Genomic DNA, 24,315 nt, shown 5'->3' with positions numbered 1-24,315 from the left:
GATCAGTGTCCAGACCCCTTTTGAGAACAGGAAAGATCAACACCATGCGTGCATTGGTCATCGTGGATGTACAGAACGACTTCTGCGAAGGCGGCAGTCTCGGCGTCGAGGGCGGCGCCCAGGTGGCGGGCCGCATCACGGCGTTCCTCGACGAGCATGCCCAGGACTACGCGGCCGTGGTCGCCACCCGCGACTGGCACGTGGATCCCGGCCCGCACTTCGCCACGGAGGACTCCACGCCCGACTTCACGGAGTCCTGGCCGGTGCACTGCGTCGCCGGCTCCGCGGGCGCCGAGCTGCATCCCGCGCTGGACGCCGAGTTTGTGGACGCACAGTTCCTGAAGGGTCGCTTCGATGCGGCCTATTCCGGGTTCGACGGCCAGCTCGGCGTTCCGGACATGGTCCGTTCGGGAGCTCCCGAGGGCCCGGCCGGGCCGTTCGGCGCCACCGCCGCGGCCGCCTCCGCCGTGGAGGAGGACGCCCCCGGGCTGGACGACTGGTTGCGTGCGGAGGGCATCAACGCCGTGACCGTCGTCGGCATCGCCACGGACCACTGCGTCCGCGCCACGGTGCTGGACGCCATCGACTCCGGCTATGACACCAGCGTGTTCACGGACCTGGTGGCCGGTGTGGACGCCGGACGCGCGGAGGAGGCGCTGGAGATGATGGAGGAGAACGGAGCCATCCTGCAGGTGTGGGGCGGCTCCGCCGAATAGCTACTTCCGCCCGACGAACCAGCCCTGCAGCGTCTTCAGCCGGGTTTCCAGCTGCTCGGCCGTCGCCTGCGCCACGGCCGGCCCGCCGCTGATCTCGCGCAGCCGGTTGTGGATCATCCCGTGCGGGGTCCCCGAGCGGGCGGACCACGCCGAGACGTTCTTGGACAGCTCGGAGCGCATCTGCTTGAGCCGACGATGGTCCACCACCCCGGTCCGGTCCGCCGCGTGGTCCGGCTGCTCGTTGCGCACCGTCTTCGGCCGCCGCTTGAGCTGTTCCGCCTGGCGCTGGCGGAGCAGCTCCCCCACCTGCTCCGCGTCCAGCAGCCCCGGGATGCCGAGGAAGTCCAGCTCGTCCTCGGAGCCGATCGCGCCGCCGGTGCCGAACTCGGCGCCGTCGAAGAGCACCTTGTCGAAGGACGCCTGGGACTCCAGGGCCTTGAACTCGGACTTCGTCAGGGAGTCCGAGGCCCGCTCCTGGCGGTTGGCCGCGGCCAGCTCCTCCTCCTCGGGGGACAGGGAGAGGTCCTCGAGGTCTTCTGCCCCCGCTGACTCCGGCCGGTCCAGGGCGTGGTCGCGTTCGGCCTCCATCTCGTTGGCCAGCAGCATCAGCTGCGGCACCGAGGGCAGGAACACGCTGGCCGTCTCCCCGCGCTTGCGGGACCGCACGAAGCGGCCCACCGCCTGGGCGAAGAACAGGGGCGTGGACGTGGAGGTCGCGTAGACGCCCACGCACAGCCGCGGCACGTCGACGCCCTCGGACACCATGCGCACCGCCACCATCCAGCGTTGGGTTCCGGCGGCGAACTCCTCGATCTTGTCCGAGGCGCCCTTGTCATCGGAGAGCACCACCGTGACGTCCTCGCCGGTGATCCGCGTCAGCTGCGCGGCGTAGGCCCGCGCGTCCTCGTGGTCGGTCGCGATGACGAGGGCGCCGGCGTCGGGCACGTTGCGCCGGACCTCGGTGAGGCGGCGGTCCGCGGCGGCCAGCACCGAGGGGATCCACTCCCCCTCCGGGTTCAGGGCGGTGCGCCAGGCCTGCGCCGTGATGTCCTTGGTGGCGGCCTCGCCGAGCTGGGCCTCCATGACGTCGCCCGTGGTGGTCTTCCAGCGCATCTGGCCGGAGTAGGCCATGAAGATCACGGGCCGGACCACGTGGTCGCGCAGGGCCGGGCCGTAGCCGTAGGTGTAGTCGGACTTCGAGCGGCGGATGCCGTCCTCGTACTCCACGTACTCGACGAAGGGGATGGCGGCCGTGTCCGAGCGGAAGGGGGTGCCGGTCAAGGACAGCCGCCGTGCGGCCGGCTCGAAGGCCTCGCGGATGCCGTCGCCCCAGCTCAGCGCGTCGCCGCCGTGGTGGATCTCGTCCAGGATCACCAGGGTGCGCGCGTTCTCGGTGCGGTTGCGGTGCAGGATCGGCTTCATGGCGACCTGGGCGTAGGTCAGGGCGACGCCGATGTACTCGTCCCCGTGCCGGCCGTCCGCGTTCTTGAAGTTCGGGTCGATCGCCACCCCGACCCGGGCCGCCGAGTCCGCCCACTGACGCTTGAGGTGCTCCGTGGGGGCCACCACGGTGATGCGGCTGACCGTTCCCGCCTCGAGCAGCGTCTTGGCCACGCGCAGCGCGAAGGTGGTCTTGCCGGCGCCCGGGGTCGCGACCGCCATGAAGTCCACCGGCTGCTTCTGCAGGTACAGCTCGAGGGCCTCCTGCTGCCATTGGCGCAGCTTGGGCGCGGTACCCCACGCGGCCCGCTCCGGCAGGGCCGGGGGCAGATCGTCACCGATGTGGAACAGGGCTTCAGACACGGAGCTTGACGGCCTCCTCGCAGGCAGGGTGGGGCAGAGACAGAGAGATGGAGACGGGTGGAGAACGACAGGTGGGGAAGGACAGGGACCGGCACAGGCGCAGAACAGCCTCGGCACGACGTCGGCCGGCCGGGCGGATCCTTCAGGCGACGGTTCCTCCGGTTGGTTCCTAGGCGCGTGGTCCGGGGCGGCTACTTCCCGCGGCCACCGAACCAGCCGCGCCGGCCGCCGCCCTGGCCGGAGTCCCCGGAACCACCGGAGCCGCCGTCCTTCGGCGACTTCAGGCCGTCGTAGATCTCCTTGCACTCCGGGCAGATCGGGAATCTCTCCGGGTCCCGTCCCGGGGTCCACACCTTGCCGCACAGGGCGACCACGGGTTCGCCGGTCACGGCGGACTCCATGATCTTCTCCTTGCGGACATAGTGCGAGAAGCGCTCGTGGTCGCCCGGTTCGGCGTCCTGCAGCTGCTCCTGGCGGTCCAGGACCGCGGCTCCGCCGCCGCCGGGTCCGCCGGGGCTGCCAGGGGCGCCGGGCTGGTTCGGGTCAGGATCGGCAGGCAGGCTCATGCCGACCAGTCTACCGCCCGGCCCCCGGACCCATCGATCAGGACCCGGCGATCAGGACCCAGGGGTCACCCGGTGGCGGACAGCACGGCCTGATAGGTCTCCGCCTGCGAGCGGTCGAACCACCGCCCGCCCATCCGGATGCCGACCAGCAGCAGGACGGCCCCGAGGCCCAGCCCCACCACGAGGGTGAGCCACTGGAACATCATGTCGCCGGTGACCAACGCCACGATGTACAGCACCAGCTCCGGCAGGCTCAGCGCACCGACCACGATCATGGCGCCCACCGAGACCAGCATCATCCGCACGCTGCCGCCCTCGGGCGTGGCGAACGGGCTGGCCCCGGGCGGTGGCACCGGGTAGATGAACCGGGCCGAGACCAGCGCGGACACTCCGGCCCCGGTCAGCAGCGCGCCGATCCCCAGTCCGATCAGGCCCGGGATCAGGTTCCACTGGCCCGCCATCCAGACGGTGGCCACCGTGAACAGCAGGGTCACCGGGATGCCCCACGCCAGCAGGGAGCCGACGCGGCCCACGCGGTCGTCCCGGCCGGAGACCCCGGAGGTGACGTGCAGGGCGAAGGCGGAGCCGTCGTAGCTGATGTCCGCGGAGATGGAGTAGCCGAGCATGAACCCGGTGATGGGACCCATCAGCAGGATCATGGTGTAGTCACCGGACTGGTACCCGAGGAACCAGAACAGCACGAGCAGGAGCGGCAGCACCACGAGGGAGGCCGAGTATCGGGGGTCCTTGATCCAGTAGATCAGGGAGCGGGCCGCGATCGCTCCGGCCGGCGTGCCCGGGAAGAGGCCCAGCAGGCCGAGTCCGGTCTTGGTCCTGCTGCTGGCCGGCCCGGCACCCCGGCCCTTCGCATAGCTGCGGTCCACGGCCAGCTGCCAGAGCAGGACGGCCCCCGCCACCCACACCAGGCACAGCACGGCCTGCAGCGCGGCCGTCAGGAACCGTCCCTCGGCCAGCGCCCACGGCGCGGCGGTGAAGGACCCCAGCGGGGTCCAGGCCAGGACGGCACCGATCGCGGGCAGCTGGTCCAGGGCGGCCTGCACGGAGTCCGCGATCCCGGAGATGATCACCCCGGCCAGCATGAGCGGGATGAACGCCACGATGGACATGATCTCCCGGATGCGCCGCTGGCCGGTGATCCCGGCCAGCAGGCCGGTCACGGCGTAGGAGATGCAGAGGCAGAACACCGCCCCGAGGATGGTGGTCGGGATGGCCAGCAGCAGGGCCCCGGGGGTGTCCCGCCACGCGAGGGAGGACACCAGGAAGCCGAGCAGGGTGGCCGCACCCGGGATCGTGACCAGCCCGGCCATGGCCAGTCCGGGGACGAGCTTGCGGGTGGGGATCCCGAAGGTGGCGAAGTTCGCGGGATCCAAGGTCAGGTCCACCCCCGTGAAGAACACGGGGATGACGATCCACCCCAGCACCGCCACGGAACCGGCCAGGGCCAGGATGGTGCCCCGGATCTCGGTCTCCAGCTCGGGCATGAACCAGGCGCCGACCCCGAGCATCACCAGGACGAAGAGCAGGTAGGCGATGAACAGGATGGCCAGCACGAGCTGGGCGGTGCTCTTCTTCCAGCCGTTGACGGTGATGGCCAGCTTCATCCGCATCAGGTGCGCAACCATGACAGCCCCTCCCCGGTCGAGCGGCCGCCCACGAGGTCCACGAAGCGGTCCTCCAGGCTGCGGCCGTCCCGCACCTCGTCCACGGTGCCGGCGGCCAGCAGGTTGCCCTGGGCGATGACGGCCACGTGGTCGCACATGCGCTGGACGAGGTCCATGACATGGCTGGAGACGATCACCGTGCCGCCGGAGGCGACGAACTGCGCCAGGATGTCCCGGATGTTGGCAGCCGAGACCGGGTCCACGGCCTCGAAGGGCTCATCCAGCACGAGGACCTGTGGGGCGTGGATCATCGCCGAGGCCAGGGCCACCTTCTTGGTCATGCCCGCCGAGTAGTCCACCACGAGTTTGCCGGCATCCGAGGTCAGGTCCATGACGCGCAGCAGGTCGGCGGTGCGTTCGGCCACGGTGTCCCGGTCCAGTCCGCGCAGCAGCCCGGAGTAGGTGACCAGCTGCTCGCCGGTGAGCCGGTCGAAGAGTCGGACCCCGTCCGCGAGCACGCCCATCCGCCGCTTGGCGACGAGGGGCTCCGCCCAGACGTCCGTCCCATGGATCCAGATCTGGCCGTGGTCGGGGCGCAGCAGGCCGGTGGCCATGGACATCGCGGTGGTCTTCCCGGCTCCGTTCGGGCCGACGAGTCCGTAGAACGACCCGGCAGGCACGTCCAGCGAGACGCCGTTGACGGCGATCTTCTCCCCGAAGCGCTTGGCCAGGCCACGGATGGCGATGGCCGTGTCCGGATCCGGGAGCGCCCCGGCGGGCTGAGGCTGGACCTGGGCTGGCTCGGGCGGGATCTGGGCAGGCTGGGAGCTGGCGGGAATGCTCATGGGCCTGACGCTAGCAAGGACCCCGGCCGCCGCACGAGACCGCCATGGCCCACGGACCGTGACTTAAGTCAGGAGTCCGCCGGTCGTGAGCAGAGCGTCTCCTAGAACAGGGCCATGGCCAGCGCCTTGCGGGACGCGGCCGTGCGGGGATCCTGGTCGCCCACCACGGAGTAGAGGTCCACGAGGTGCTCGCGGGCGGTGTTCCGCTCCTGGCCCGGGTGCCCGGCGACGAACCGGACCAGCCGGTGGAAGGCGTCCTCCACGTGGCCGCCCAGGACATCGAGGTCCGCCACGTCGATCTGGGCCTGGACGTCGTCCGGGGCGGAGGCCCCGCGCTCTCGCACGGCGTCGGCGTCCATGGCGGCGGTGCGGGCCAGCAGTCCGGCGCGGGAGAGCCCGAGCTTGGCCTCCGCGTCGGCGGGGTTCTCGGCCAGGGCGCGGCGGTAGGCGTCCTGGGCGTCCTCGTACCGACCGGCGTCGAGGGCCTCCTGCGCTTGGAGGTGCAGCGGCGGCAGCGCCGGTGCGGCCGGCTCCTGCCCGCCGTGCGCACCCTGGGCGTCCTCCCGCGGCGGGGCGATCGGCGGCACCGTGCCGGAGACGCCGTTCTGGGCCGCGGCCGCGAGGAGCTCGTCGAGGAGCTGGTCCAGCTGGTCGCGGGGAACCGCCTGGTTCAGTACCGGGACCGGCTGACCGGCCAGCACGGCGACGACGGCCGGCCCGGCCGCCAGCCCGAAGGCCGCCAGGACCTGCGGGTCGGCCTCGGTGTCCACCCGGGCCAGGATGAGCCGACCCCCGTGTGCGTCGACGGCCGGGGCCAGCAGGTCGTCGAGCTGCTGGCTGACCGGGTTGGACGGGGCGGCCAGGTGGATCAGCACCGGCACCCGGGAAGACAGCTGGATCAGCTGCTGCAGGTCGCCCTGGGTGGCCTGGTCCAGGACCCAGCTTCCGGCCGGGGCCCCGTCCGCGGCCGTTGGACCGGGCGCCCCCGGACGGGGCTGCTGGCCCGCCGGGGCCGGCTTGAGGGCGGACAGATCGAGCGCCCCACGCAGGTGGGACGGCATGGCGGGAGGCTGCTGGGACATGCGGAGGAACCTCTTCCTGAATCGGCTGGCGCGGACGCTGGGGCGGACGGACTACTCGAACGAGACGGCGTGCAGCTCGTCGGTCATGCCCACGAGTGACACCTTGGCGTCTTCCCCGGTGGCGCCCTCGGCGGGCACCCGGACGGCCAGTACCTCACGGTACGTCATGCTGATTCCGGTGGTGGTCTCATTGCTGTCCTCACCGGCCTTGGCCGCGGCGAGGTCACCGCCGAAGCCCACCGTGGCGCCGGGCTCGTCCGGGGTGACGTCCACGATGTTGTCGATGACGCTGACCACCAGGGCCGAACCGTCCGGCAGGCGCATCGTGGTGGCCTCCCCGGGGATCGCCTTCCGGGCGATGTCGATCGTGGCGTCCGGGGTGTCCTCCTCCAAGGTGGCCTGGTACTCATGGATCTGGTCGATGGCGGGGTTCTCCACCATGCGGTCGGCGAAATCCGCCTCGGGATCGGTCAGGTACGTGGCCACGCCGGAGATGGCCTGACCGGGGGTCATCACGAGCCCCGAGCCGTCATCCGAGGCGATGACCTCGCCCCCGGTGAAGGACAGGTCGCTCGAGGGGAACTGTGCCCCGGGGGTCATCGGCGTGTTCGAGATGAGGTTGTAATTGGTGCGCGCCGACTCCTGGCGTAGCACGAGCAACTGCGGATTGCTGTTGCCCTCCCCCTCCGTGACCACCAGCAGGGACCGGGGGAAGGACGGATCGGCCTGTGCCACCACGGACACCACCGGGGACGCGGCCACGGGTTCAGCGGCCTGGACGTCGTCCGAGAACCCCCGGTTCTCGTAGTTGTCCCGGCGCATCTCGAGGGCCGGGCCGCTCACGCGGTACTCCAGCGCACCGGCGTCCTGGGCCTCGTCGCCCTGCTCCACGATCCCGGCCACCTTGCCCAGGATGCGCTCCAGCTGACTGTCGGTGACGATCGGGTACTGTTCCTGCCCGCCGCCGGCCGGTGCGTCCGCCGAGGGCGCGCCGGAGTCGGCGGTCGCCGGGCCGGCTCCTGCCAGGCCCGCCAGTGTCAGGACGGCGACGGCGGCCCCCGCCACCCGGGAGCGCACCGCGTGGGATCCACCGGATCCACCGGGCTCTCCGGGCCTGCCGGGACCACCGGGCAGGCCGGAGGCGCCCGCACCGCGGGCGCCCTGCTGCCCGGGGTGCTGACCGGGGTGCTGATCGGGGCGCTGGCCGCCGGAGCCGGGCCCACGACGCCGGCGAATCAGGGCCCACGCGATCAGCGCCAGGCCGACGAGGATGAGCAGGGGGCCGATGATGTACAGGGGGACGATCCACGGGCTGTCACCGACCGTGTTGGTCCAGGTGACGGTCATGTCCATCGGCGCCGGCTCGGTGCCGTCAGCGGCCACCAGGAGGGACCAGTCACCCTCGGAGGGCACGGACCAGCGCTGTTCGATGGTGCCGCTGGCCTCCTGGAGGTCCACCCACAGGTCGGAACCGGCCGGGTCGGGCACGGTGGCCTCGCCCTCGGTGTGCTCCACCACCACCCGGGGGTCCTGACGATCCGAGCCCTCGGTCTCGATCCCGGTCACGGTGTTGTGCGCGGCCTCCCCGACCCAGGCCTCCACGTCCCGGGTCTGGCCCAGCATCACGGTGTAGTCACCCTCACCGGTCAGGGTGTACTCGACGGCCTCGTCCCCGGCGTCCACCACCTCGTTGATGCCGCCGGTGATGACGGTGAGCGGGGCGTCGGCGGGGGCGTCCACCGCCGCGCTGTTGGTGCTGGCCGTCAGGGTGGTCGGCGGCGCCCACACCGTCTGCAGGCCGATGGCCCCGAACAGGGCCACCAGGCCCAGCACCAGGGCAACGACTCCGGATATTCCTCGCACGCGGTCTACCTGTCTGTGGGTGGTCTGATCCAACGCCACAGTATAGCCAGAAGGTCACCGAACGATAACGATGCAGGTCATCGTCCGCTGTGCCCCGGTGACGTAGCCTGACGCTTGTGCAGGACCATGATTCCCCCCACGCGGGCCCCGCCCCCTCCTCGGCCGCTCGCATCCGGCGCTGGCTCGCCGGACGGCGGCTGCCCGGACCGCGGCCGCGGCCGCGCTTCGAGCTCCGTCCCCCGGCCGCCGAGGCCGCCGTGCCGCCGGACTCCCCGTCGGCTGACGGTTCCGCCCCGGGCGACCAGCCGGCCCGGTCGATCCAGTGGTCCCACCCCGTGCAGACGGGCTTCCTGCTGACCTTCGGCGTGGGCCTGGCCTTCCTGCTCTTCGGGATCATCTCCGCCAACACCCAGTTGCTGGTGTGGATCGGTGCGGCCCTGTTCATCGCACTCGGCCTGGACCCGGTGGTACGCCGGATCGAGTCCTGGGGCGCCCCGCGGGGGGTGGGGGTCGCCGCCGCAGTGCTGATGCTGGCCGCCATCCTGACCGTCTTCTTCTCCCTGCTGATCCCCACCGTGGTGGACCAGACCGTCGGCTTCATCAACGACCTGCCGGCCATGATCTCCGACTTCCTGGAGTCCGAGTTCTTCCACGACGTGGACCGTCAGTTCGGCCTGAACGAGATCGCGGTGACCGAGGTCGAGAAGTTCATCGGGGACTCCGACAACGTCACGGCCCTCTTCGGCGGTCTCTTCGGCGTGGGCTCGGCCATCGTCAACACCGGGTTCTCCGTGCTGATCGTGCTGGTGCTGACCCTCTACTTCCTGACCACCCTGCCCGCCATGAAGTACTGGGCGTACCGGCTGGCCCCGGCCTCCCGGCGTCCCCGGGTCCAGTACCTCGGCGAGGAGATCACCTCCTCGGTGGGCCACTACGTCATCGGCCAGTCGGTGGTCGCCGGGCTCAACGGGCTCGTGGCCTTCGTGGCCATCTCGATCGCCGGGATCCCCTTCGGGGCGCTGCTGGCCTTCTTCGCGGGGCTGATGGCGTTCATCCCCCTCGTCGGGGCCATGACCGGCGGCATCATCATCACGCTCGTGGCCCTGATCGTCGGCTGGCAGGCCGCCCTGATCTTCGCCGCCATCTACTTCATCTACCTGCAGGTCGAGGCGTACTTCGTCTCCCCGCGCGTGATGAGCAAGGCGGTGGCCGTCCCCGGTTCGGTGGCGGTGATCGCCGTGATCGCCGGGGCCGCCCTGCTCGGCGTGCTGGGGGCGCTCATGGCCATCCCGATGGCCGCGGCCGTGATGCTGGTCCTCAAGGAGGTGCTGATCCCCCGCCAGGACCGGAGGTGAGGGGTCAGGACTACCCGTCAGGACAGACTCAGTACAACCCGTCCTGCCGGCGGGTGGACCAGCACTTGGGGTGCCAGTGCCGTCGCTCGGCGCCGGCCGCCTCGTCGCCGAAGATCGAGTCGCTGCGCCACGCGACCAGGTGCGGCTGACCGGTCGGGATCGTCCGACCGCAGCCCGGGCAGGTGTAGTCCTTCACCGCGCGCCAGGCGGGGATCTGGCGGACGTGCCAGCCGCCGTCGTGCGCGTCCTCCTGCCGGTAGCCGGGGTCCAGCCCCAGCAGGCCGCCCACCCGGTCCTGGAGGCCGGGGGCCGGCGCGCCGCGTGGGGTCTGCCTCGGCGACTGACGCGAGGGCTGGCGCGCAGACGGGCCCGCGCGGCGGCGGGGACGGTTCGAGCGTGGCACCCCTCCATGGTTCCACACCACCACTAGACTCCCTGATGTGCGTTTGGTGATAGCCCGGTGTTCGGTCAACTACGAGGGGCGCCTGCGCGCCCACCTGCCCCAGGCGACCCGCCTGCTGATGGTCAAGGCGGACGGCGCCGTCCTGGTGCATTCGGACGGCGGATCCTACAAGCCGTTGAACTGGATGAGCCCGCCGGCCACCCTGCGCACCGCCGAGCCCTCCGAGGAGCTGGCCGCGGAGGGCGTGACCCAGGTCTGGACGGTGCAGGCCGCGAAGACCGACGACCGCCTGGTGGTGCACCTCTTCGAGGTCCTTCATGATTCCGCCCACGAGCTCGGCGTGGACCCGGGCCTGGTCAAGGACGGGGTCGAGGCCGACCTCCAGCGGCTGCTGGCCGAGCAGATCGAGCTGCTGGGCACCGGCCACACGCTGGTACGGCGAGAGCACATGACCGCGATCGGCCCCGTGGACATCCTCGCGCGGGACGCGGCCGGGGCCACCGTGGCCGTGGAGCTCAAGCGCCGCGGGGACATCGACGGAGTGGAGCAGCTCACCCGCTACCTCGCCCTGATGAACCGTGACCCGCTGCTCGCCCCCGTGCGGGGCGTGTTCGCGGCCCAGCAGATCAAGCCCCAGGCCCGCACCCTGGCGGAGGACCGCGGCATCCGATGCCTCGTCCTGGACTACGACGCCATGCGCGGCGTGGACGATGCGGACTCCCGGCTCTTCTGATCCCGGCCGGCTGCGGACCCCGGGACTCGTGGACCAGCACTGCCATGGCTTCGCGGGCGTGGACTTCGCCACCGCCCCGGTCTCCGCGGTGCGGGACGCCGTCCGCGAACTGGCCCTGAACGGGGTCACCCGGGTGGTGGCCTCCCTGCCGACGTTGCCCCGCGACGAGACCCGCGCCGCCGTGCGCCGGCTGGCCCCCCTGGTCCGCGAGGGCCTGGTGGCCGGGATCCACCTCGAGGGACCGTTTCTGGCCGCGTCACGGTGCGGGGCGCACCGCCCCGAGGACCTGCAGGACCCGGCCGATCCGGACTCCCTCCGGTGGCTCGAGGCCGTGCTGCGGGACGGCCGGTCCGGCGGCGAGCAGACCCTCGTGGCCATGACCTACGCCCCCGAGCTGGACGGCGCCGTGGCCGTGGAGTCCGCGCTGGCGTCCCACGGCGTGCTGCCCTGTCCCGGCCACACGGACGCCACGGCCGCCCAGGTGGGCGCCGCCGTGGACCGGCTGACGCGGCGGTCCGGCGCAGAGGACGCAGGGGACACCGACGGCCCGGGGCCCACCCCGTCCGTGACCCATCTCTTCAACGCCATGCGCGGCTTCCACCATCGCGACCCGGGCCCGGTGCCGCCGCTGCTGCGCGCCGCGACCGCGGGCCTGCTGCGGGTGGAGTTGATCGCCGACGGCCACCACGTGGACCGGGAGGTGGTGGTGGACCTGCTGAGGCTGCTGCCGGCCGCCGTCTGCGTGGTCTCGGATGCCTCGGCCGCCACGGGGGCTCCGGCGGGTGCCTACACGCTGGGAGGGGTGGGGATCGAGTCCCACGGCGCGACTGCAGGGACGGTAGCTACCGGCGCGCCGCATCTGGTCGGCCGGGACACCCTGGCCTCCGGCTCGGTCCCGCTGGACGGGGCCCTGCGGAACCTGCTGCGCTGGGGCGTCCCGCTCCCGGCGGCGCTGGACTCGGTCAGCACGACGCCGGCCCGCACCCTCCCGGCGCACCGCCGGGACGCGGGGTGGGTCGAGTGGGTGACCGACCCGGAGACCGGACAGATCGCCCCCGGGCGACCGGCCGTCGTCGTGCCGTGAGATCTCCTGTCAGGAGGTCCTGCGCCGGTGGCCTCGGGGCGGCTGCTCCCGCCACGTGCCGAAGCCGATCGCGGGACCGGACTCGATCCAGGCCGAGAGCCCGGAGCAGGCATCGGTGTTGATGGACAGCGTGATCGGGGCGGGACCGCCGTCCACGCGCACCATCGCCACCCCGTCCTGGCTCACGGCGCCCTCACGGTGCAGCCGGAGCTGATGCCGGGCCGCCGACCAGCGCGGACGGGGGTCCACGGAGGCCACGGTCATCAGGTCCAGGCCGGATTCGTCGTACCGCCCGATCACCCGGATGCCCCGGGAGTCCTTCCCGGGGCGCCGGATCCGGGCGGTGAAGGTCCCGGGGGTCCGCACCAGTGTGCGCCAGCGCCACCACACCATGAAGGCGATGACCAGCACGGCCGCCAGCACGGCGGCGATCAGGGCGGACCACCCGGCACTCACCTCAGGCAGCGTCCTGCCCGGGCGTCTCGCCCTCGAGGCTGGCCGCGCCGGCCACAATGACCACGCGGTCGTTGTCCACGGAGAAGAACCCGCCTTCGGCGTGCGCGGTGACCGTCTGGCCGTTCAGCTGCTGGACCACGACGTCGCCGTCGCCCAGCACCGCCAGCAGCGGGGAGTGCCCGGGGAGGATCCCGATCTCGCCGTCGATGGTCCGGGCGCTGACCGACTGGGCCGGCCCGGACCACACGAAGCGGTCCTCCGCCACGATCTCCACTTCGAGTTCGTGCTCAGCCATGGATCAGTTCTCCGACTGGATCTTGGCCCAGTTGCGCTCGACATCGTCCAGGCCGCCGACGTTGTAGAACGCCTGCTCCGAGATGTGGTCCAGGTCACCGTTGGCGATGGCGCTGAAGCCCTCGATGGTGTCCTTGATCGGCACGGTGGAACCCTCCACGCCGGTGAACTGCTTGGCGGTGTAGGTGTTCTGGGACAGGAACTGCTCGATGCGGCGGGCGCGGGAGACGACGATCTTGTCCTCTTCCGAGAGCTCGTCCACGCCGAGGATCGCGATGATGTCCTGCAGCTCCTTGTTCTTCTGCAGGATCTGCTTGACGCGGGTCGCGGCGTTGTAGTGATCCTGGCCCACGTACTGCGGGTCAAGGATGCGCGAGGTCGAGGCCAGCGGGTCCACGGCCGGGTACAGACCACGGGAGGCCAGCGTACGGGTCAGGTTCGTGGTGGCGTCCAGGTGCGCGAACACGTTGGCCGGAGCCGGGTCCGTGTAGTCATCGGCGGGGACGTAGACGGCCTGCATCGAGGTGATGGAGTGGCCGCGGGTGGAGGTGATCCGCTCCTGCAGCACGCCCATCTCATCGGCGAGGTTCGGCTGGTAGCCCACGGCCGACGGCATGCGCCCCAGCAGCGTGGAGACCTCGGAGCCGGCCTGGGAGAACCGGAAGATGTTGTCGATGAACAGCAGCACGTCCTGGTTCATCTCGTCGCGGAAGTACTCGGCCATGGTCAGGGCCGAGAGGGCGACGCGCAGTCGCGTTCCCGGCGGCTCATCCATCTGGCCGAATACCAGTGCGGTGTCCTTGAGGACGTTGGCCTCTTCCATCTCGACCCAGAGGTCGTTGCCCTCACGGGTGCGCTCCCCCACCCCGGCGAACACCGAGGTGCCGCCGAAGTTGCGGGCCACACGGGTGATCATCTCCTGGATCAGCACGGTCTTGCCCACGCCGGCGCCGCCGAACAGGCCGATCTTGCCACCCTTGATGTACGGGGTCAGCAGGTCGATGACCTTGATGCCGGTCTCGAGCATCTCCGTGGAGCCCTCGAGGGTCGCGAAGTTCGGGGCCGGGCGGTGGATGGGCCAGCGCTCGGTGACGTGCAGCTCGGAGGTCGGCACGTCCAGGGACTCGCCGAGGACGTTGAAGATGTGACCCTTGACGACCTCGCCGACCGGCACCGAGATCGGGGCGCCGGAGTCGACCACAGCGGCACCGCGGACCAGGCCGTCGGTGGACTGTAGCGAGATGGCGCGCACCAGGTTGTCACCCAGGTGCTGCGCGGTCTCGAAGGTGATGGTGCGCGTCTCGCCGTTGATGGTCAGCTCGGCGGTCAGGGCGTTGTACACGCCGGGCATCGAGTCCGCGGGGAACTCGGCGTCGATCACCGGCCCAATGACGCGGGCGATGCGACCGATGGCGCCGCCGGTGGCGGTACCGGTGCCCTGTTCGTTCGTGGTGGCAGTCATCTCTCTCACTTCTCTGGTGTGGCTGGAGGATTTCAGTCAGTTGCGGTGGTGCGTGGCGTTCGGTGTCAGGATGCGCTGAGCGCGTCCGCACCGGCGATCAGCTCGGTGAGCTCCTGGGTGATCTCGGCCTGGCGGGCGTTGTTCATCTTCAGGGTGTACTCGCGGACCAGTTCCTTGGCGTTGTCGCCGGCGGACTTCATGGCCCGCTGACGGTTCGCCAGCTCGGACGCCGCGGCCTGGAGCATCGCCGTGAAGATCCGGGACTCGATGTACTTCGGCAGCAACGCGTCCAGGACGTCCTCGGGGGCCGGCTCGTACTCGTAGAGCGGGTACAGCTCGGACTCATCGGTGACCTCCTCCTCCACGACCTCCAGCGGCAGCAGCCGGACGACGGTCGGCACCTGGGACACGAGCGAGTGGAACGCGGTGTAGACCACGTGGATCTCGTCCACGCCGCCGGACTCCGTGTCCGTCAGGAAGGACTCGACGAGCTTCTCCCCGATCTCCCGGGCCCGCAGGAACTCCGGGGCGTCGGTGTTGCCGGACCAGAACTCCTGGTACTCGCGATTGCGGAAGTCGAAGTACCCCTGCGCCTTGCGACCCACGAGGTAGATGTCGGTCTCCTTGCCGTCCGCGTGCAACGACTCGAGCAGCTCCTCCGCGTGGCGCAGGATGTTGGCCGAGTAGGCACCGGCCATGCCGCGGTCCGAGGACAGCACGAGCACTGCGGCGCGCTTCGGGTTCTCGACCTCAGAGGTCAGCACGTGCTCGATGTCCTGCTGCGATGACACGGCGGACACGGCGCGGGTGATCGCGTTGGCGTACGGCAGCGACGCGGTCACGCGTTCGCGCGCCTTGCCGATGCGGGACGTGGCGATCAGCTCCATCGCCTTGAAGATCTTCTGCATCGACTGCGTCGAGGCGATCTTCTGGCGGTAGACCCGGATCTGGGCTCCCATGGTGGTCCTTTCCTTACGTGTCCGCCCCCGCGGGCCCCGTCCGCCCCGTCCCCTGACGGGAGGGGGCGGACGGGACCTGCGGCGGCATCACGGTCAGCGCTTCTGCTTGACGATCTTTTCCTGGGTGACCTCGTCGGCCGCCAGGGGCTGGTGCTCCTCGTGGCCGGCGGCGACGAGCTTGCTGTCGCCCTCACCGAAGAAGCCCTTCTTGAACGCCTCGACCTCGGTCTTGAGCGCCTCGAGGGTGGAGTCCTCCATCTTGCCGGTCTCCCGGATCGGACCCAGCACCACGTTCTTGTGGCGCAGGTGGTCGATGAACTCGCGCTCGAAGCGCAGCACGTCCTCCACCGGCACCTCGTCCAGGTGGCCGTTGGAACCGGCCCAGATGGACACGACCTGCTCCTCCACCGGGTACGGGGTGTACTGCGGCTGCTTGAGCAGCTCCGTGAGGCGCTCACCACGGGCCAGCTGCCGGCGGGTGGCCGGGTCCAGGTCCGAGGCGAACATGGCGAAGGCCTGCTGGTCGCGGTACTGGGCGAGGTCCAGCTTCAGGGTGCCGGAGACCTTCTTCATGGCCTTGACCTGGGCGGCGCCACCCACGCGGGACACCGAGATGCCCACGTCGACGGCCGGACGCTGGTTGGCGTTGAACAGGTCCGACTGCAGGAAGATCTGGCCGTCGGTGATGGAGATGACGTTGGTCGGGATGTAGGCCGAGACGTCATTGGCCTTGGTCTCCACGATCGGCAGGCCGGTCATGGAGCCGCCGCCGAGGTCGTCGGAGAGCTTGGCACAACGCTCCAGCAGGCGGGAGTGCAGGTAGAAGACGTCGCCCGGGTAGGCCTCGCGTCCCGGCGGGCGGCGCAGCAGCAGCGAGACCGCGCGGTAGGCCTCGGCCTGCTTGGAGAGGTCGTCGAAGATGATCAGGACGTGCTTGCCGCCGTACATCCAGTGCTGGCCGATGGCCGAGCCGGCGTAGGGCGCCAGGTACTTGAAGCCGGCCGGGTCGGACGCCGGGGAGGCCACGATGGTGGTGTACTCCAGGGCACCGTGCTCCTCCAGGGTCTGGCGCACGGAGGCGATCGTCGAGGCCTTCTGGCCCACGGCGACGTAGATGCAGCGGACCTGCTTGGTCGGGTCGCCGCTCTCCCAGTTGGACTTCTGGTTCAGGATGGTGTCGATGCCGATCGCGGTCTTGCCGGTCTGGCGGTCACCGATGATGAGCTGGCGCTGGCCGCGGCCGATGGGGATCATGGCGTCGATCGACTTCATGCCGGTCTGCAGCGGCTCCTCGACGGACTTGCGCTGCGTCACGCCCGGGGCCTGGAGCTCCATGGCGCGGCGGGCCTCGGCCTCGATCGGGCCCAGGTCATCCATCGGGGCACCCAGCGGGTCCACCACGCGGCCGAGGAAGGCGTCGCCCACCGGTACGGAGAGGACCTCACCGGTGCGCTGGACTTCCTGGCCCTCTTCGATGCCCTGGAAATCGCCGAGCACCACGACGCCGATCTCACGGGTGTCGAGGTTCTGGGCCAGGCCCAGGGTGCCGTCCTCAAAGCGCAGCAGCTCGTTGGCCATGACGGAGGGCAGGCCCTCCACACGGGCGATGCCGTCTGCGGCGGAGACGACGTGGCCGACCTCCACACGTTCGGTGCCGGCTGGTTCGTAGGATGCCGCGAACTCATTCAGGGCATTGCGAACATCGTCAGCGTTGATGGTCAAGTCGGCCATCTGCGTTCCCTGCTCTCTGGGGTTGGTGATCATCGAGGAGACGATGATGCGAAGGTGTCTGGTGGATTCGTCCGGCCGGGCTCAGCCGGCCATCTTCCGCTGGAGGTCGTGCAGCCGGGACTGCAGGGTGGAGTCGACGACGTCGTCTCCCACCTGGACCCGGATGCCGCCCACCAGTTCGGGGTCGACGGCCACGTCCAACTTCAGGTCGCGGCCAAAGAGGCGCTTCAGTCCGGCGGCGAGCCGGTCCTGCTGGGCCGGGGCCAGGGGCCGGGCCACGGTGACGTCGGCGATCCAGATCCTCTGGCGCCGTGCCACGGTCTCCACGAACCCACGGATCAGGTTCACGGGCTTGTGGCCCCGCGGGGCCTGCGCGGCCTGGCGGACCAGGAGCCTGGCCTCGGCAGAGCCGTTGCCCAGCAGCCGCTCGGCCAGGTTGCCCCGGGCCGCGGCGGGAGCCTGCGGATCCGTCAGTGCACGCTGGAGATCATGGGACTGCTCCACCGCACGGTTGAAGGACAACAGCTCGCCGGAGAGCCGCTCCAGTCCGTCCAGTCCGTCCCGCTCGGCCGAGGCCGCCACCGCGGTGGTGGCCAGCTGTTCCAGGGCGTCACCGAAGTCCCGTGGCTGGGACCACTTGTGCCCCGCCAGGGTGTTGAGGACCGACAGGGCCCCCTCGGACGCCTTCGAGCCGAACAGGGAGCCGACCACACCGGTGCGGCGCTCCACCGACCACGAGGGATCGGTCAGGGCGCGGCGCAACGGGGCGCTCGAGTCCACCGCCTCGAGGGCGGTGAACAGCTCGGCCGCCAGGCTGGTGCCGCCGGAGACCAGGACGGGGTCCAGCTCCGTGCGGGCTGCGGCCAGCGAATCGCTCGATGCACCTGCCATTATTCAGCCACACCTGCCGTGGAGTTCCGCTCGAGGTCCTCGAGGAAACGGTCCACCACGCGCTGGGAGCGGGCGTCATCCTCCAGGGACTCACCGACGATCCGGCTGGCCAGGGTGGTGGCCAGCGAGCCGACGTCGTGGCGCAGCGAGGACTCGGCCTGCAGTCGCTCGGCGGCGATCTGGGCGTTGGCCTGCTCCACCAGGCGGGACGCCTCGGCGGTGGCCTTCTCCCGGGCCTCGGCCAGGATCTGGGCACCTTCGGTACGCGCTTCCTCGCGGATGCGGTTGGCCTCGGCGTACCCGTCCTGCTGCTGCTGCTCGTAGTCGGCCTTCAGGGCGTTGGCCTCAGCCTGTGCCTTCTCGGCCTTCTCGAGTCCGCCTTCGATGGCGTCGACGCGGTTCTGGTAGGCGTTCTCCAGAGCCGGGGCGATGTACTTGAACACCAGGAACATCAGCACGGCGAAGCCGACTGCGGTGACGAGTATCTCCCACCAGTTGGGGATGAGCGGATTCGCGCCCTCGGCTGCAGCGACTATCGCTTCAGTCCTGATCATGTTTCAACCATCCTTTGGTGAAGTGTCCTGTCATGGGTGGCCGTGACGCACGGCGGCGGCCCGGCCGGTCTCATGAAAGGCCAGGATCAGACTCCGACGACGAAGGCGAAGACCAGGCCGAGGATGGCGAGGGCCTCGGCGAGGGCGAAGCCGAGGAGGGCGATCGGCTGCAGGATGCGCTGGGCCTCCGGCTGGCGGGCCACGCCGTTGATGTAGGCGGCGAAGATGAGGCCCACGCCAATGGCGGAGCCGATGGAGGCCAGGCCGTAGCCGATCATGTTGAGAGAACCGTGCAGTTCCATGGTGTTCCTTTCAAGATGCCTGTCGGCAGGTTGTGAGGGTGTCCCCGGCGTGGTTCCGGCGGATGCCGGTACCGGGAAGCCTTGTGGTGGCGGACGGATCCGCCGAACCGGCGCCGCGTCCACCAGGTGGCCGCCGCGCCGGAAGGTCAGTGGTCGTTGGCGGCGATCGCCCCTTGGATGTAGATCGCGGTGAGCAGGGTGAAGACGAAGGCCTGCAGGAACATGATCAGCAGCTCGAGGAAGTACATCGACACGAAGCCGATGACCACGAGGACGCCGGTGGCCTGCAGGGCCACGTTGCCGGTCTCCATGATGAGGAACTGGGCGCCGGAGCCGGCCAGCATCACGATCATGTGTCCGGAGAGCATGGTCGCCATCAGACGCAGGGAGTGCGTCAGCGGGCGGACGACGAAGTTCGAGATGATCTCCAACGGCACGAGCAGCGGGAGGATCCAGCCGGGGACTCCGCTCGGCACCACGGCCAGCTTGAAGTACTTCAGGCCGTTGCGCTTGACGCCCAGGCCGATCCAGATCACGTAGACGATGATCGCCAGGGCGTAGGCCGAGCCGGCGTGGGAGAAGCTCGGCAGCTGCAGGAACGGGATGGCGCCGAAGAGGTTGTTCACGACCACGAAGAAGAACAGGCCGAACAGCAGCGGCACGAAGGGCTTGAACTCCTTCTCCCCGATGATGTCTCGGCCCATGCCGTTGCGGACGAAGGCGTAGCCGGACTCGGCGAGCCACTGCACCTTGCCCGGGACGAGCCCCGGCTTGCGCATGGCCAGCATGAAGAAGGCGGAGATGAGGATCACCGAGAGGATGATCATCAGCATCTGCTTGCCGAAACCCGTGCCGTACTCGGCCATCCAGGGCAGGATGTCCGGCAGGTGGGTCTGGTCGATCGTGGGAGGAGCGAATCCACCCTCATCGGTGGAGCTGGCGAGCACGATCGGGAGCACGCTGGTCCTCTCTGCAGTGTCGGTCAACGTCAAACGCGTACGGCGCGTTCTCACCGGAGCGGTCAAGCAGGCGGCACAGCGCAGTCCAGACCGTCGTTATTGATCGTTGATGAGCCTATCAAACCGGCAACGGTGCTGATGACCAAAAAGCCCGTTTTGGCGCGGTTTTCGCCTGCCGCGGCGATTTATTTCTACGATGCGTCGAAGAACGGTCACGATTCGGTCCCCCGTCGCGCGTCAGTCGTCGTAGATCTGCTGCCGGGTGCGCGCGAAGACCAGGACCTCGATGACCTGCCACGTGACGATCGCCGCGAGGGCGCCGATCCCCGCCGCCGTCCGATCGAGCCAGGCCGGCGGCGGGACCACCACGAGCACCAGGCCCATCAGCACGATCTTCACCACGAAGCCGAACAGGGCGATAAAGATGGTCTGTTCCCGCCAGCGGTCCCAGGACCAGGCGGTGAGCAGCAGGGTGGCGCCGGACAGGATCACGACGGCGGCGCCGGCCAGTCCCAGCGATGCGGCGGCCGTGCCTCCCCCGGACCCCGGACCGATGATCAGCCAGGCCAGCCCGGCGGCCAGCACGAGTGCGGCGGAGGTCCCGGTCAGGCACGCCGTGAGCATGCCCCACCAGCCCCGGGTGTTCGTCCGGGTCGTGGTCCTGCGGATCATGTCTCCAGCCCTCTCGTGGCCTCGGGGTCGTTCGGTGCGTTCGGCGTGCTCCGGGCGCTGCGGGACCGGCGCACCCAGGGGTGCAGGGTGAGGTAGCCGGCGCCGAGCAGCAGCACGCCGACCACCACCAGCACGATCCACCAGTCGATGAAGTTCAGGGCCACCACCCCGTAGGCGATGAGGAAGGTCCACAGGTACAGCAGCAGCACGGCCTGGCGGTGCGTCCAGCCGCCGTCCACGAGCTTGTGGTGCAGGTGCCCGCGGTCCGCGGAGAAGGGGCTGGCCCCGCGCACCGTCCGGCGCACCACGGCCATCCCCAGGTCCAGCAGCGGCAGCGCCATGACGGCGATCGGCAGCAGGATCGGCATGTAGGCCGGGACGTTGCGGAACCGGAAGCCCTCCTGCATGTCCCCGACCGTGGCCGTCACCGCCACCGCGGCCGTGGCCAGCAGCAGGCCGATGAGCATCGCGCCGACCTCGCCCATGAAGATCCTGGCGGGGTTGAAGTTGTGCGGCAGGAACCCCACGCAGGAACCGACGAGGACGGCCATCAGCAGCGTGGCGAGGTTGGAGTAGTCGAACTCGTTGATGGTGCGGGTCAGCAGGTACGTGTAGATGAAGAACGCCGATCCGCCGATGGCGGCCATCCCCGCCGCCAGGCCGTCCAGTCCGTCCACGAAGTTGATGGCGTTCATGGTCAGCACGAGGATGAAGATCGTCAGCCCGATCTGGACGGGCTCGTTGCCGACGGCGATCCAGCCCACGGGCATGGCCTCGACCCGGATCCCGTGGAACGCCACCAGCGCGGCCGCGGAGACCTGACCGGCCAGCTTCAGGGTCCAGTGCAGGTCCCAGAGGTCGTCCGCGACCCCCATGAGCACCACCACGGCGAGGGCGAGCAGCAGTCCGCGCAGCGGGCCGGGGTCCGAGTAGATGCCGTCCAGGAAGGGCACCATCGCCCCGATCGCCAGGGCCACCAGCACGGCGGCGATCATGGCGACCCCGCCGAGCTTGGGCACCGGCTCCCGGTGCACGTCCCGCTGGCGCTGCGGGGTGAAGACGTGTCCGGCCAGGGCGAGCCGGCGCACGGCCGGGGTGAGCACGAAGCTCACCACGGCGGAGAGCGCCAGCAGCATCAGGTAGACCTTCATGGACGCGCCCTCATCCCGCGGTCGGTGCGTCCACCAGGTCCGGCACCACGGCGGCCAGTTCCTCGTAGCCCAGGGCCCCGCGGCGGACCACGCGGAAGGGCGAGACGGTGCAGTCGACGATCGTGGACGGCTCCCAGGTGGTCCGGTCCCCGTCGTCGAGGTAGACGGCCACCGATTCGCCGAGCATCTCGCGGGCGGCCGCGGCCGACGTCGCCGCCGGTTGGCCCGTGCGGTTCGCACTGGAGACCGCCAGCGGGCCGACCTCCTGCAGCAGCTCGCGGGCCACCTGGTCATCCGGCACGCGCAGCGCGACGGTGCCCCGGGTCTCCCCCAGGTCCCAGGCCAGCGACGGCTGGGCGGTCAGGACCAGGGTGAGGGCGCCGGGCCAGAACTCCTCGGCCAGCCGGCGCGCTCCCTCCGGCACGTCCACGGCCAGACCGTCCATGACCGCGGTGCCGCCGATCAGCACGGGAGGGGGCATGGCACGGCCGCGGCCCTTGGCGGCCAGCAGCACGGCCACGGCCTGCGGGGAGAAGGCATCGGCGCCGATGCCGTAGACGGTGTCCGTGGGCAGCACGACGCACCCGCGATCGGCCAGCGCCGTGCGGGCGGCGTCGAGGCCGCGGTCCATCCCGGATTCTGTGGTGCAGTCGATCAGCAGGCTCACCGGGCCATTCTCCCATCCGTGCGCACGGCCACCGTGTAGCGCGGCCGGCCGGTGAGGTCGGTCCGGGTCTCGATCCCGGCGAAGAGTCCCGCGGCCAGGCCCGCCGCCGCGGCCCCGTCCCGCAGCAGCCCGGCGACGAGCTGCTCCTGCGTCTCGTCGTGCTCCATCACGAAGGTCCCGCCCGCACGCAGCAGGCGGGCGGCGGCCGCGGCCACGGCCGTCGGGACCCGCATCCCGTCCGCTCCCCCGCCGTAGAGGGCGAGCTCCGGGTCGCGGCGGGCCTCCGCCTGGGCCGGGATCCGGCCGTCCGGCACGTAGGGCGGGTTCGAGACCACGACGTCGGCGCTGCCGTCCAGCTCCGGAAGTGCGGCCGCCGCGTCGCCCACGTGCAGCGCGACCCCCAGCGGGTCCAGGTTCGCCGCCGCCCACCAGGCGGCCTCGGGATCGGCCTCCACCGCGTGCACCGTGGCGCCCGGCACCTCGCGGGCCACCGCGGCGGCGATGGCCCCGGAGCCCGTGCACAGGTCCACGACCAGGGGCCGGCCGGCCGGGCCGCCAGCACGCCGGGCCACGGCGCGCGCGGCCTCGATAGCGGCCCCGGCCACCAGCTCGGTCTCCGGCCGGGGCAGGAACACGCCGTGCCCGACCGCCAGGTCCACGGTGCGGAAGGTCGTGGTGCCGGTGAGGTACTGCAGCGGGGTCCGGGTGGACCGGGAGATGGCCAGCCGGCGTAGGTCCACCGACTGCACGGGATCGATCCGCCGGCCGGCCACGGCCCACGCCGCCACCTGGCCGCGGCTGGCCCCGAGGACGTGGGCGGCCAGGGTCTCCGCGTCGGCTCGGGGCGAGTCCACGTCCGCCGCCCGGAGCAGGTCCGTGGCGGAGCGCAGCAGCGATTCCAGGGTGAGCGCCTCGGGGCGATCGGTCATGCTGTCAGTCCTGGTGTCAGTCACGTTCTCAGTCATGCTGGCCAAGCGCCTCCAGACGGTGCGCCTCGTCCATCTCGATGCAGGACTGCAGCACGGGTCCCAGCTCGCCGTCGAGCACGGCGTCGAGGTTGTAGGACTTGTACCCGGTGCGGTGGTCGGCGATCCTGTTCTCCGGGTAGTTGTACGTGCGGATCCGCTCGGAGCGGTCCATGGTCCGGACCTGGGAATGCCGCACGGCGGCGTTCTCGGCGTCGAGCTGCTCCTGCTGGTGGGCGAGGATCCTCGAGCGCAGCACGCGCATGCCGGCCTCTCGGTTCTGGATCTGCGACTTCTCGTTCTGCATGGACACCACGATCCCGGTGGGCAGGTGGGTGATGCGCACGGCGGAGTCGGTGGTGTTCACGGACTGGCCGCCCGGACCGGAGGAGCGGTACACGTCGATCTTGAGGTCGTTGGCGGAGATCTGCACCTCCTCCGGGGCATCCACCTCCGGAAAGACGAGCACTCCGGCGGCCGAGGTGTGGATCCGGCCCTGGGACTCCGTGACGGGAACGCGCTGCACGCGGTGGACGCCGCCCTCGAACTTCAGGTGGGCATAGACGCCCTCCGCCGGGTCGGTGGACTTGCCCTTGATGGCCACCTGGACGTCCTTGTACCCGCCGAGGTCCGATTCCGTGGTGGAGAGGATCTCGGTCTTCCAGCCCCTGGACTCGGCGAAGCGCACGTACATCCGGAGCAGGTCACCCGCGAACAGGGCCGCCTCCTCGCCGCCCTCGCCGCCCTTGATCTCCAGGATGGCGTCCCGGGCGTCGGCCGGGTCACGGGGGATGAGCAGCCGGCGCAGCTTCTCCTCGGCCTGGTCCGCGGTGGCCTGCAGGCCGGGCAGCTCGGCGGCGAAGTCCGCGTCCTCCTCGGCCAGCTCGCGGGCGTCGGCCGCATCGGCCACCGCCCGGCTCCAAGCCTGGTGCGCCGCCACGATGGCGCCCAGCTCGGCGAAGCGCCGACCGAGCCGGCGCGCGAGCACCGGGTCCTGGTGCACGGCGGGATCAGCCAGGCGGTCGGTCAGCTCGCGGTGTTCGTCCAACAGTTCCTGCACGGACTCGAACATGGTGGTGTTCCTTCTCCTCGCGCTCGTGACACGCTATGACGGTTCTCGCAATGACTGAGGCCCCCGCCCCTCCAGGGTCCTCCGGGTCAGCGGAGGAAGGAGGGACGG

General features: G+C 70.6%; 25 protein-coding genes. 4 read left to right on the top strand and 21 right to left on the bottom strand.

All coding sequences use genetic code 11. The annotated features are described in order from the left end of the window. Positions 1-44 precede the first annotated feature (44 nt). On the top strand, positions 45-716 hold the full coding sequence (locus tag RE421_RS08950; RefSeq protein WP_309808920.1) for an isochorismatase family protein: 672 nt from the start codon (positions 45-47) through the stop codon (positions 714-716). On the opposite strand, the gene RE421_RS08945 is transcribed toward RE421_RS08950, so the two are convergent. The 6 genes from RE421_RS08945 to RE421_RS08920 all read right to left on the bottom strand — a co-directional run bounded on the left by RE421_RS08945 (position 717) and on the right by RE421_RS08920 (position 8,497). Continuing rightward, positions 717-2,519 (bottom strand): DEAD/DEAH box helicase, encoded by a 1,803-nt coding sequence (locus RE421_RS08945; protein ID WP_309808918.1) that lies wholly within the window; start codon positions 2,517-2,519, stop codon positions 717-719. A gap of 191 nt (positions 2,520-2,710) precedes the next feature. Further along, entirely contained in the window at positions 2,711-3,085 is a 375-nt protein-coding gene (locus tag RE421_RS08940) for a DUF3039 domain-containing protein (protein WP_309808917.1), read from the bottom strand. Between the two features lie 65 nt (positions 3,086-3,150). Continuing rightward, a complete protein-coding gene (locus tag RE421_RS08935; RefSeq protein WP_309808915.1) occupies positions 3,151-4,728 on the bottom strand; it encodes a transporter in 1,578 nt (525 codons plus the stop codon). Beyond that, on the bottom strand, positions 4,713-5,552 hold the full coding sequence (locus RE421_RS08930; protein WP_309808912.1) for an ABC transporter ATP-binding protein: 840 nt from the start codon (positions 5,550-5,552) through the stop codon (positions 4,713-4,715). The genes RE421_RS08935 and RE421_RS08930 overlap by 16 nt, the downstream gene beginning before the upstream one ends. Positions 5,553-5,653: 101 nt before the next feature. Then, positions 5,654-6,634, bottom strand: a complete 981-nt coding sequence (locus RE421_RS08925) for a tetratricopeptide repeat protein (RefSeq protein WP_309808910.1) — start codon at positions 6,632-6,634, stop codon at positions 5,654-5,656. 51 nt (positions 6,635-6,685) lie between these two features. Then, positions 6,686-8,497, bottom strand: coding sequence for a hypothetical protein (locus RE421_RS08920; RefSeq protein ID WP_309808908.1), 1,812 nt, complete (start codon positions 8,495-8,497; stop codon positions 6,686-6,688). A 116-nt stretch (positions 8,498-8,613) separates the two neighbouring features. Here RE421_RS08920 and RE421_RS08915 point away from each other — a divergent pair, with 116 nt between their 5' ends. Then, a complete protein-coding gene (locus RE421_RS08915; protein ID WP_309808906.1) occupies positions 8,614-9,852 on the top strand; it encodes an AI-2E family transporter in 1,239 nt (412 codons plus the stop codon). A gap of 28 nt (positions 9,853-9,880) precedes the next feature. On the opposite strand, the gene RE421_RS08910 is transcribed toward RE421_RS08915, so the two are convergent. After that, positions 9,881-10,255: a hypothetical protein gene (locus tag RE421_RS08910; protein ID WP_309808904.1), complete on the bottom strand. Its 375-nt coding sequence runs from the start codon at positions 10,253-10,255 to the stop codon at positions 9,881-9,883. Positions 10,256-10,292: 37 nt separating this feature from the next. On the opposite strand from RE421_RS08910, the gene nucS reads away from it, so the two are divergent. Both nucS and RE421_RS08900 read left to right on the top strand, forming a co-directional pair. Then, entirely contained in the window at positions 10,293-10,988 is a 696-nt protein-coding gene (nucS, locus tag RE421_RS08905; RefSeq protein WP_309808902.1) for an endonuclease NucS, read from the top strand. After that, entirely contained in the window at positions 10,966-12,072 is a 1,107-nt protein-coding gene (locus RE421_RS08900) for an N-acetylglucosamine-6-phosphate deacetylase (protein ID WP_309808900.1), read from the top strand. The genes nucS and RE421_RS08900 overlap by 23 nt, the downstream gene beginning before the upstream one ends. Positions 12,073-12,081: 9 nt before the next feature. On the opposite strand, the gene RE421_RS08895 is transcribed toward RE421_RS08900, so the two are convergent. The 14 genes from RE421_RS08895 to prfA form a co-directional block, all read right to left on the bottom strand. After that, the gene (locus tag RE421_RS08895; RefSeq protein ID WP_309808898.1) at positions 12,082-12,528 is read right to left on the bottom strand and encodes a DUF2550 family protein; all 447 of its coding nucleotides are present in this window, start codon (positions 12,526-12,528) and stop codon (positions 12,082-12,084) included. A gap of 1 nt (position 12,529) precedes the next feature. Further along, a complete protein-coding gene (locus RE421_RS08890) occupies positions 12,530-12,823 on the bottom strand; it encodes a F0F1 ATP synthase subunit epsilon (RefSeq protein ID WP_309808896.1) in 294 nt (97 codons plus the stop codon). A 3-nt stretch (positions 12,824-12,826) separates the two neighbouring features. Then, positions 12,827-14,284, bottom strand: a complete 1,458-nt coding sequence (gene atpD, locus RE421_RS08885) for a F0F1 ATP synthase subunit beta (RefSeq protein ID WP_309808893.1) — start codon at positions 14,282-14,284, stop codon at positions 12,827-12,829. Positions 14,285-14,349: 65 nt separating this feature from the next. Further along, positions 14,350-15,243, bottom strand: coding sequence for a F0F1 ATP synthase subunit gamma (locus RE421_RS08880; protein ID WP_309808891.1), 894 nt, complete (start codon positions 15,241-15,243; stop codon positions 14,350-14,352). Positions 15,244-15,336: 93 nt separating this feature from the next. Then, complete coding sequence (gene atpA / locus RE421_RS08875; protein WP_309808889.1) at positions 15,337-16,974, bottom strand: F0F1 ATP synthase subunit alpha; 1,638 nt, start codon at positions 16,972-16,974, stop codon at positions 15,337-15,339. Between the two features lie 81 nt (positions 16,975-17,055). Then, a complete protein-coding gene (locus RE421_RS08870; RefSeq protein WP_309808887.1) occupies positions 17,056-17,865 on the bottom strand; it encodes a F0F1 ATP synthase subunit delta in 810 nt (269 codons plus the stop codon). Next, complete coding sequence (locus tag RE421_RS08865; protein ID WP_309808885.1) at positions 17,865-18,419, bottom strand: F0F1 ATP synthase subunit B; 555 nt, start codon at positions 18,417-18,419, stop codon at positions 17,865-17,867. Before RE421_RS08865 ends, RE421_RS08870 begins: the two co-directional genes overlap by 1 nt. An 86-nt stretch (positions 18,420-18,505) precedes the next feature. Next, positions 18,506-18,721 (bottom strand): F0F1 ATP synthase subunit C, encoded by a 216-nt coding sequence (locus tag RE421_RS08860; protein WP_309808883.1) that lies wholly within the window; start codon positions 18,719-18,721, stop codon positions 18,506-18,508. A 146-nt stretch (positions 18,722-18,867) separates the two neighbouring features. After that, positions 18,868-19,680 carry a F0F1 ATP synthase subunit A gene (gene atpB / locus RE421_RS08855; RefSeq protein ID WP_309808881.1) on the bottom strand — a complete coding sequence of 271 codons (813 nt, stop codon included), beginning with the start codon at positions 19,678-19,680 and terminating at the stop codon, positions 18,868-18,870. Between the two features lie 237 nt (positions 19,681-19,917). After that, the gene (locus tag RE421_RS08850; protein WP_309808877.1) at positions 19,918-20,352 is read right to left on the bottom strand and encodes a hypothetical protein; all 435 of its coding nucleotides are present in this window, start codon (positions 20,350-20,352) and stop codon (positions 19,918-19,920) included. Continuing rightward, a complete protein-coding gene (locus tag RE421_RS08845) occupies positions 20,349-21,503 on the bottom strand; it encodes an MraY family glycosyltransferase (RefSeq protein WP_309808876.1) in 1,155 nt (384 codons plus the stop codon). The genes RE421_RS08850 and RE421_RS08845 overlap by 4 nt, the downstream gene beginning before the upstream one ends. 10 nt (positions 21,504-21,513) lie before the next feature. Next, complete coding sequence (locus RE421_RS08840; RefSeq protein ID WP_396134477.1) at positions 21,514-22,170, bottom strand: L-threonylcarbamoyladenylate synthase; 657 nt, start codon at positions 22,168-22,170, stop codon at positions 21,514-21,516. Continuing rightward, the gene (locus RE421_RS08835) at positions 22,167-23,099 is read right to left on the bottom strand and encodes a HemK/PrmC family methyltransferase (RefSeq protein WP_309808872.1); all 933 of its coding nucleotides are present in this window, start codon (positions 23,097-23,099) and stop codon (positions 22,167-22,169) included. Before RE421_RS08835 ends, RE421_RS08840 begins: the two co-directional genes overlap by 4 nt. 28 nt (positions 23,100-23,127) lie before the next feature. Then, positions 23,128-24,207 carry a peptide chain release factor 1 gene (gene prfA, locus RE421_RS08830; protein ID WP_309808869.1) on the bottom strand — a complete coding sequence of 360 codons (1,080 nt, stop codon included), beginning with the start codon at positions 24,205-24,207 and terminating at the stop codon, positions 23,128-23,130. Positions 24,208-24,315: the final 108 nt, after the last annotated feature.

Source organism: Citricoccus sp. I39-566 (assembly GCF_031432995.1).
In the GTDB taxonomy this organism is placed as follows: Bacteria; Actinomycetota; Actinomycetes; order Actinomycetales; family Micrococcaceae; genus Citricoccus; species Citricoccus nitrophenolicus_A.
The sequence above is the reverse complement of the archived record's forward strand: the minus strand, read 5'-3'. Positions and strand labels throughout refer to the sequence as shown.

Coding starts and splice junctions, on each gene's coding strand:
- RE421_RS08860 (WP_309808883.1), bottom strand. CDS start 18,721: ATGGAACTGCACGGTTCTCTCAACATGATCGGCTACGGCCTGGCCTCC.
- RE421_RS08925 (WP_309808910.1), bottom strand. CDS start 6,634: ATGTCCCAGCAGCCTCCCGCCATGCCGTCCCACCTGCGTGGGGCGCTC.
- RE421_RS08900 (WP_309808900.1), top strand. CDS start 10,966: ATGCGGACTCCCGGCTCTTCTGATCCCGGCCGGCTGCGGACCCCGGGA.
- RE421_RS08870 (WP_309808887.1), bottom strand. CDS start 17,865: ATGGCAGGTGCATCGAGCGATTCGCTGGCCGCAGCCCGCACGGAGCTG.
- RE421_RS08880 (WP_309808891.1), bottom strand. CDS start 15,243: ATGGGAGCCCAGATCCGGGTCTACCGCCAGAAGATCGCCTCGACGCAG.
- RE421_RS08935 (WP_309808915.1), bottom strand. CDS start 4,728: ATGGTTGCGCACCTGATGCGGATGAAGCTGGCCATCACCGTCAACGGC.
- RE421_RS08940 (WP_309808917.1), bottom strand. CDS start 3,085: ATGAGCCTGCCTGCCGATCCTGACCCGAACCAGCCCGGCGCCCCTGGC.
- RE421_RS08835 (WP_309808872.1), bottom strand. CDS start 23,099: ATGACCGATCGCCCCGAGGCGCTCACCCTGGAATCGCTGCTGCGCTCC.
- atpA (WP_309808889.1), bottom strand. CDS start 16,974: ATGGCCGACTTGACCATCAACGCTGACGATGTTCGCAATGCCCTGAAT.
- atpD (WP_309808893.1), bottom strand. CDS start 14,284: ATGACTGCCACCACGAACGAACAGGGCACCGGTACCGCCACCGGCGGC.
- RE421_RS08865 (WP_309808885.1), bottom strand. CDS start 18,419: ATGATCAGGACTGAAGCGATAGTCGCTGCAGCCGAGGGCGCGAATCCG.
- RE421_RS08930 (WP_309808912.1), bottom strand. CDS start 5,552: ATGAGCATTCCCGCCAGCTCCCAGCCTGCCCAGATCCCGCCCGAGCCA.
- RE421_RS08890 (WP_309808896.1), bottom strand. CDS start 12,823: ATGGCTGAGCACGAACTCGAAGTGGAGATCGTGGCGGAGGACCGCTTC.
- RE421_RS08850 (WP_309808877.1), bottom strand. CDS start 20,352: ATGATCCGCAGGACCACGACCCGGACGAACACCCGGGGCTGGTGGGGC.
- RE421_RS08845 (WP_309808876.1), bottom strand. CDS start 21,503: ATGAAGGTCTACCTGATGCTGCTGGCGCTCTCCGCCGTGGTGAGCTTC.
- prfA (WP_309808869.1), bottom strand. CDS start 24,207: ATGTTCGAGTCCGTGCAGGAACTGTTGGACGAACACCGCGAGCTGACC.
- RE421_RS08950 (WP_309808920.1), top strand. CDS start 45: ATGCGTGCATTGGTCATCGTGGATGTACAGAACGACTTCTGCGAAGGC.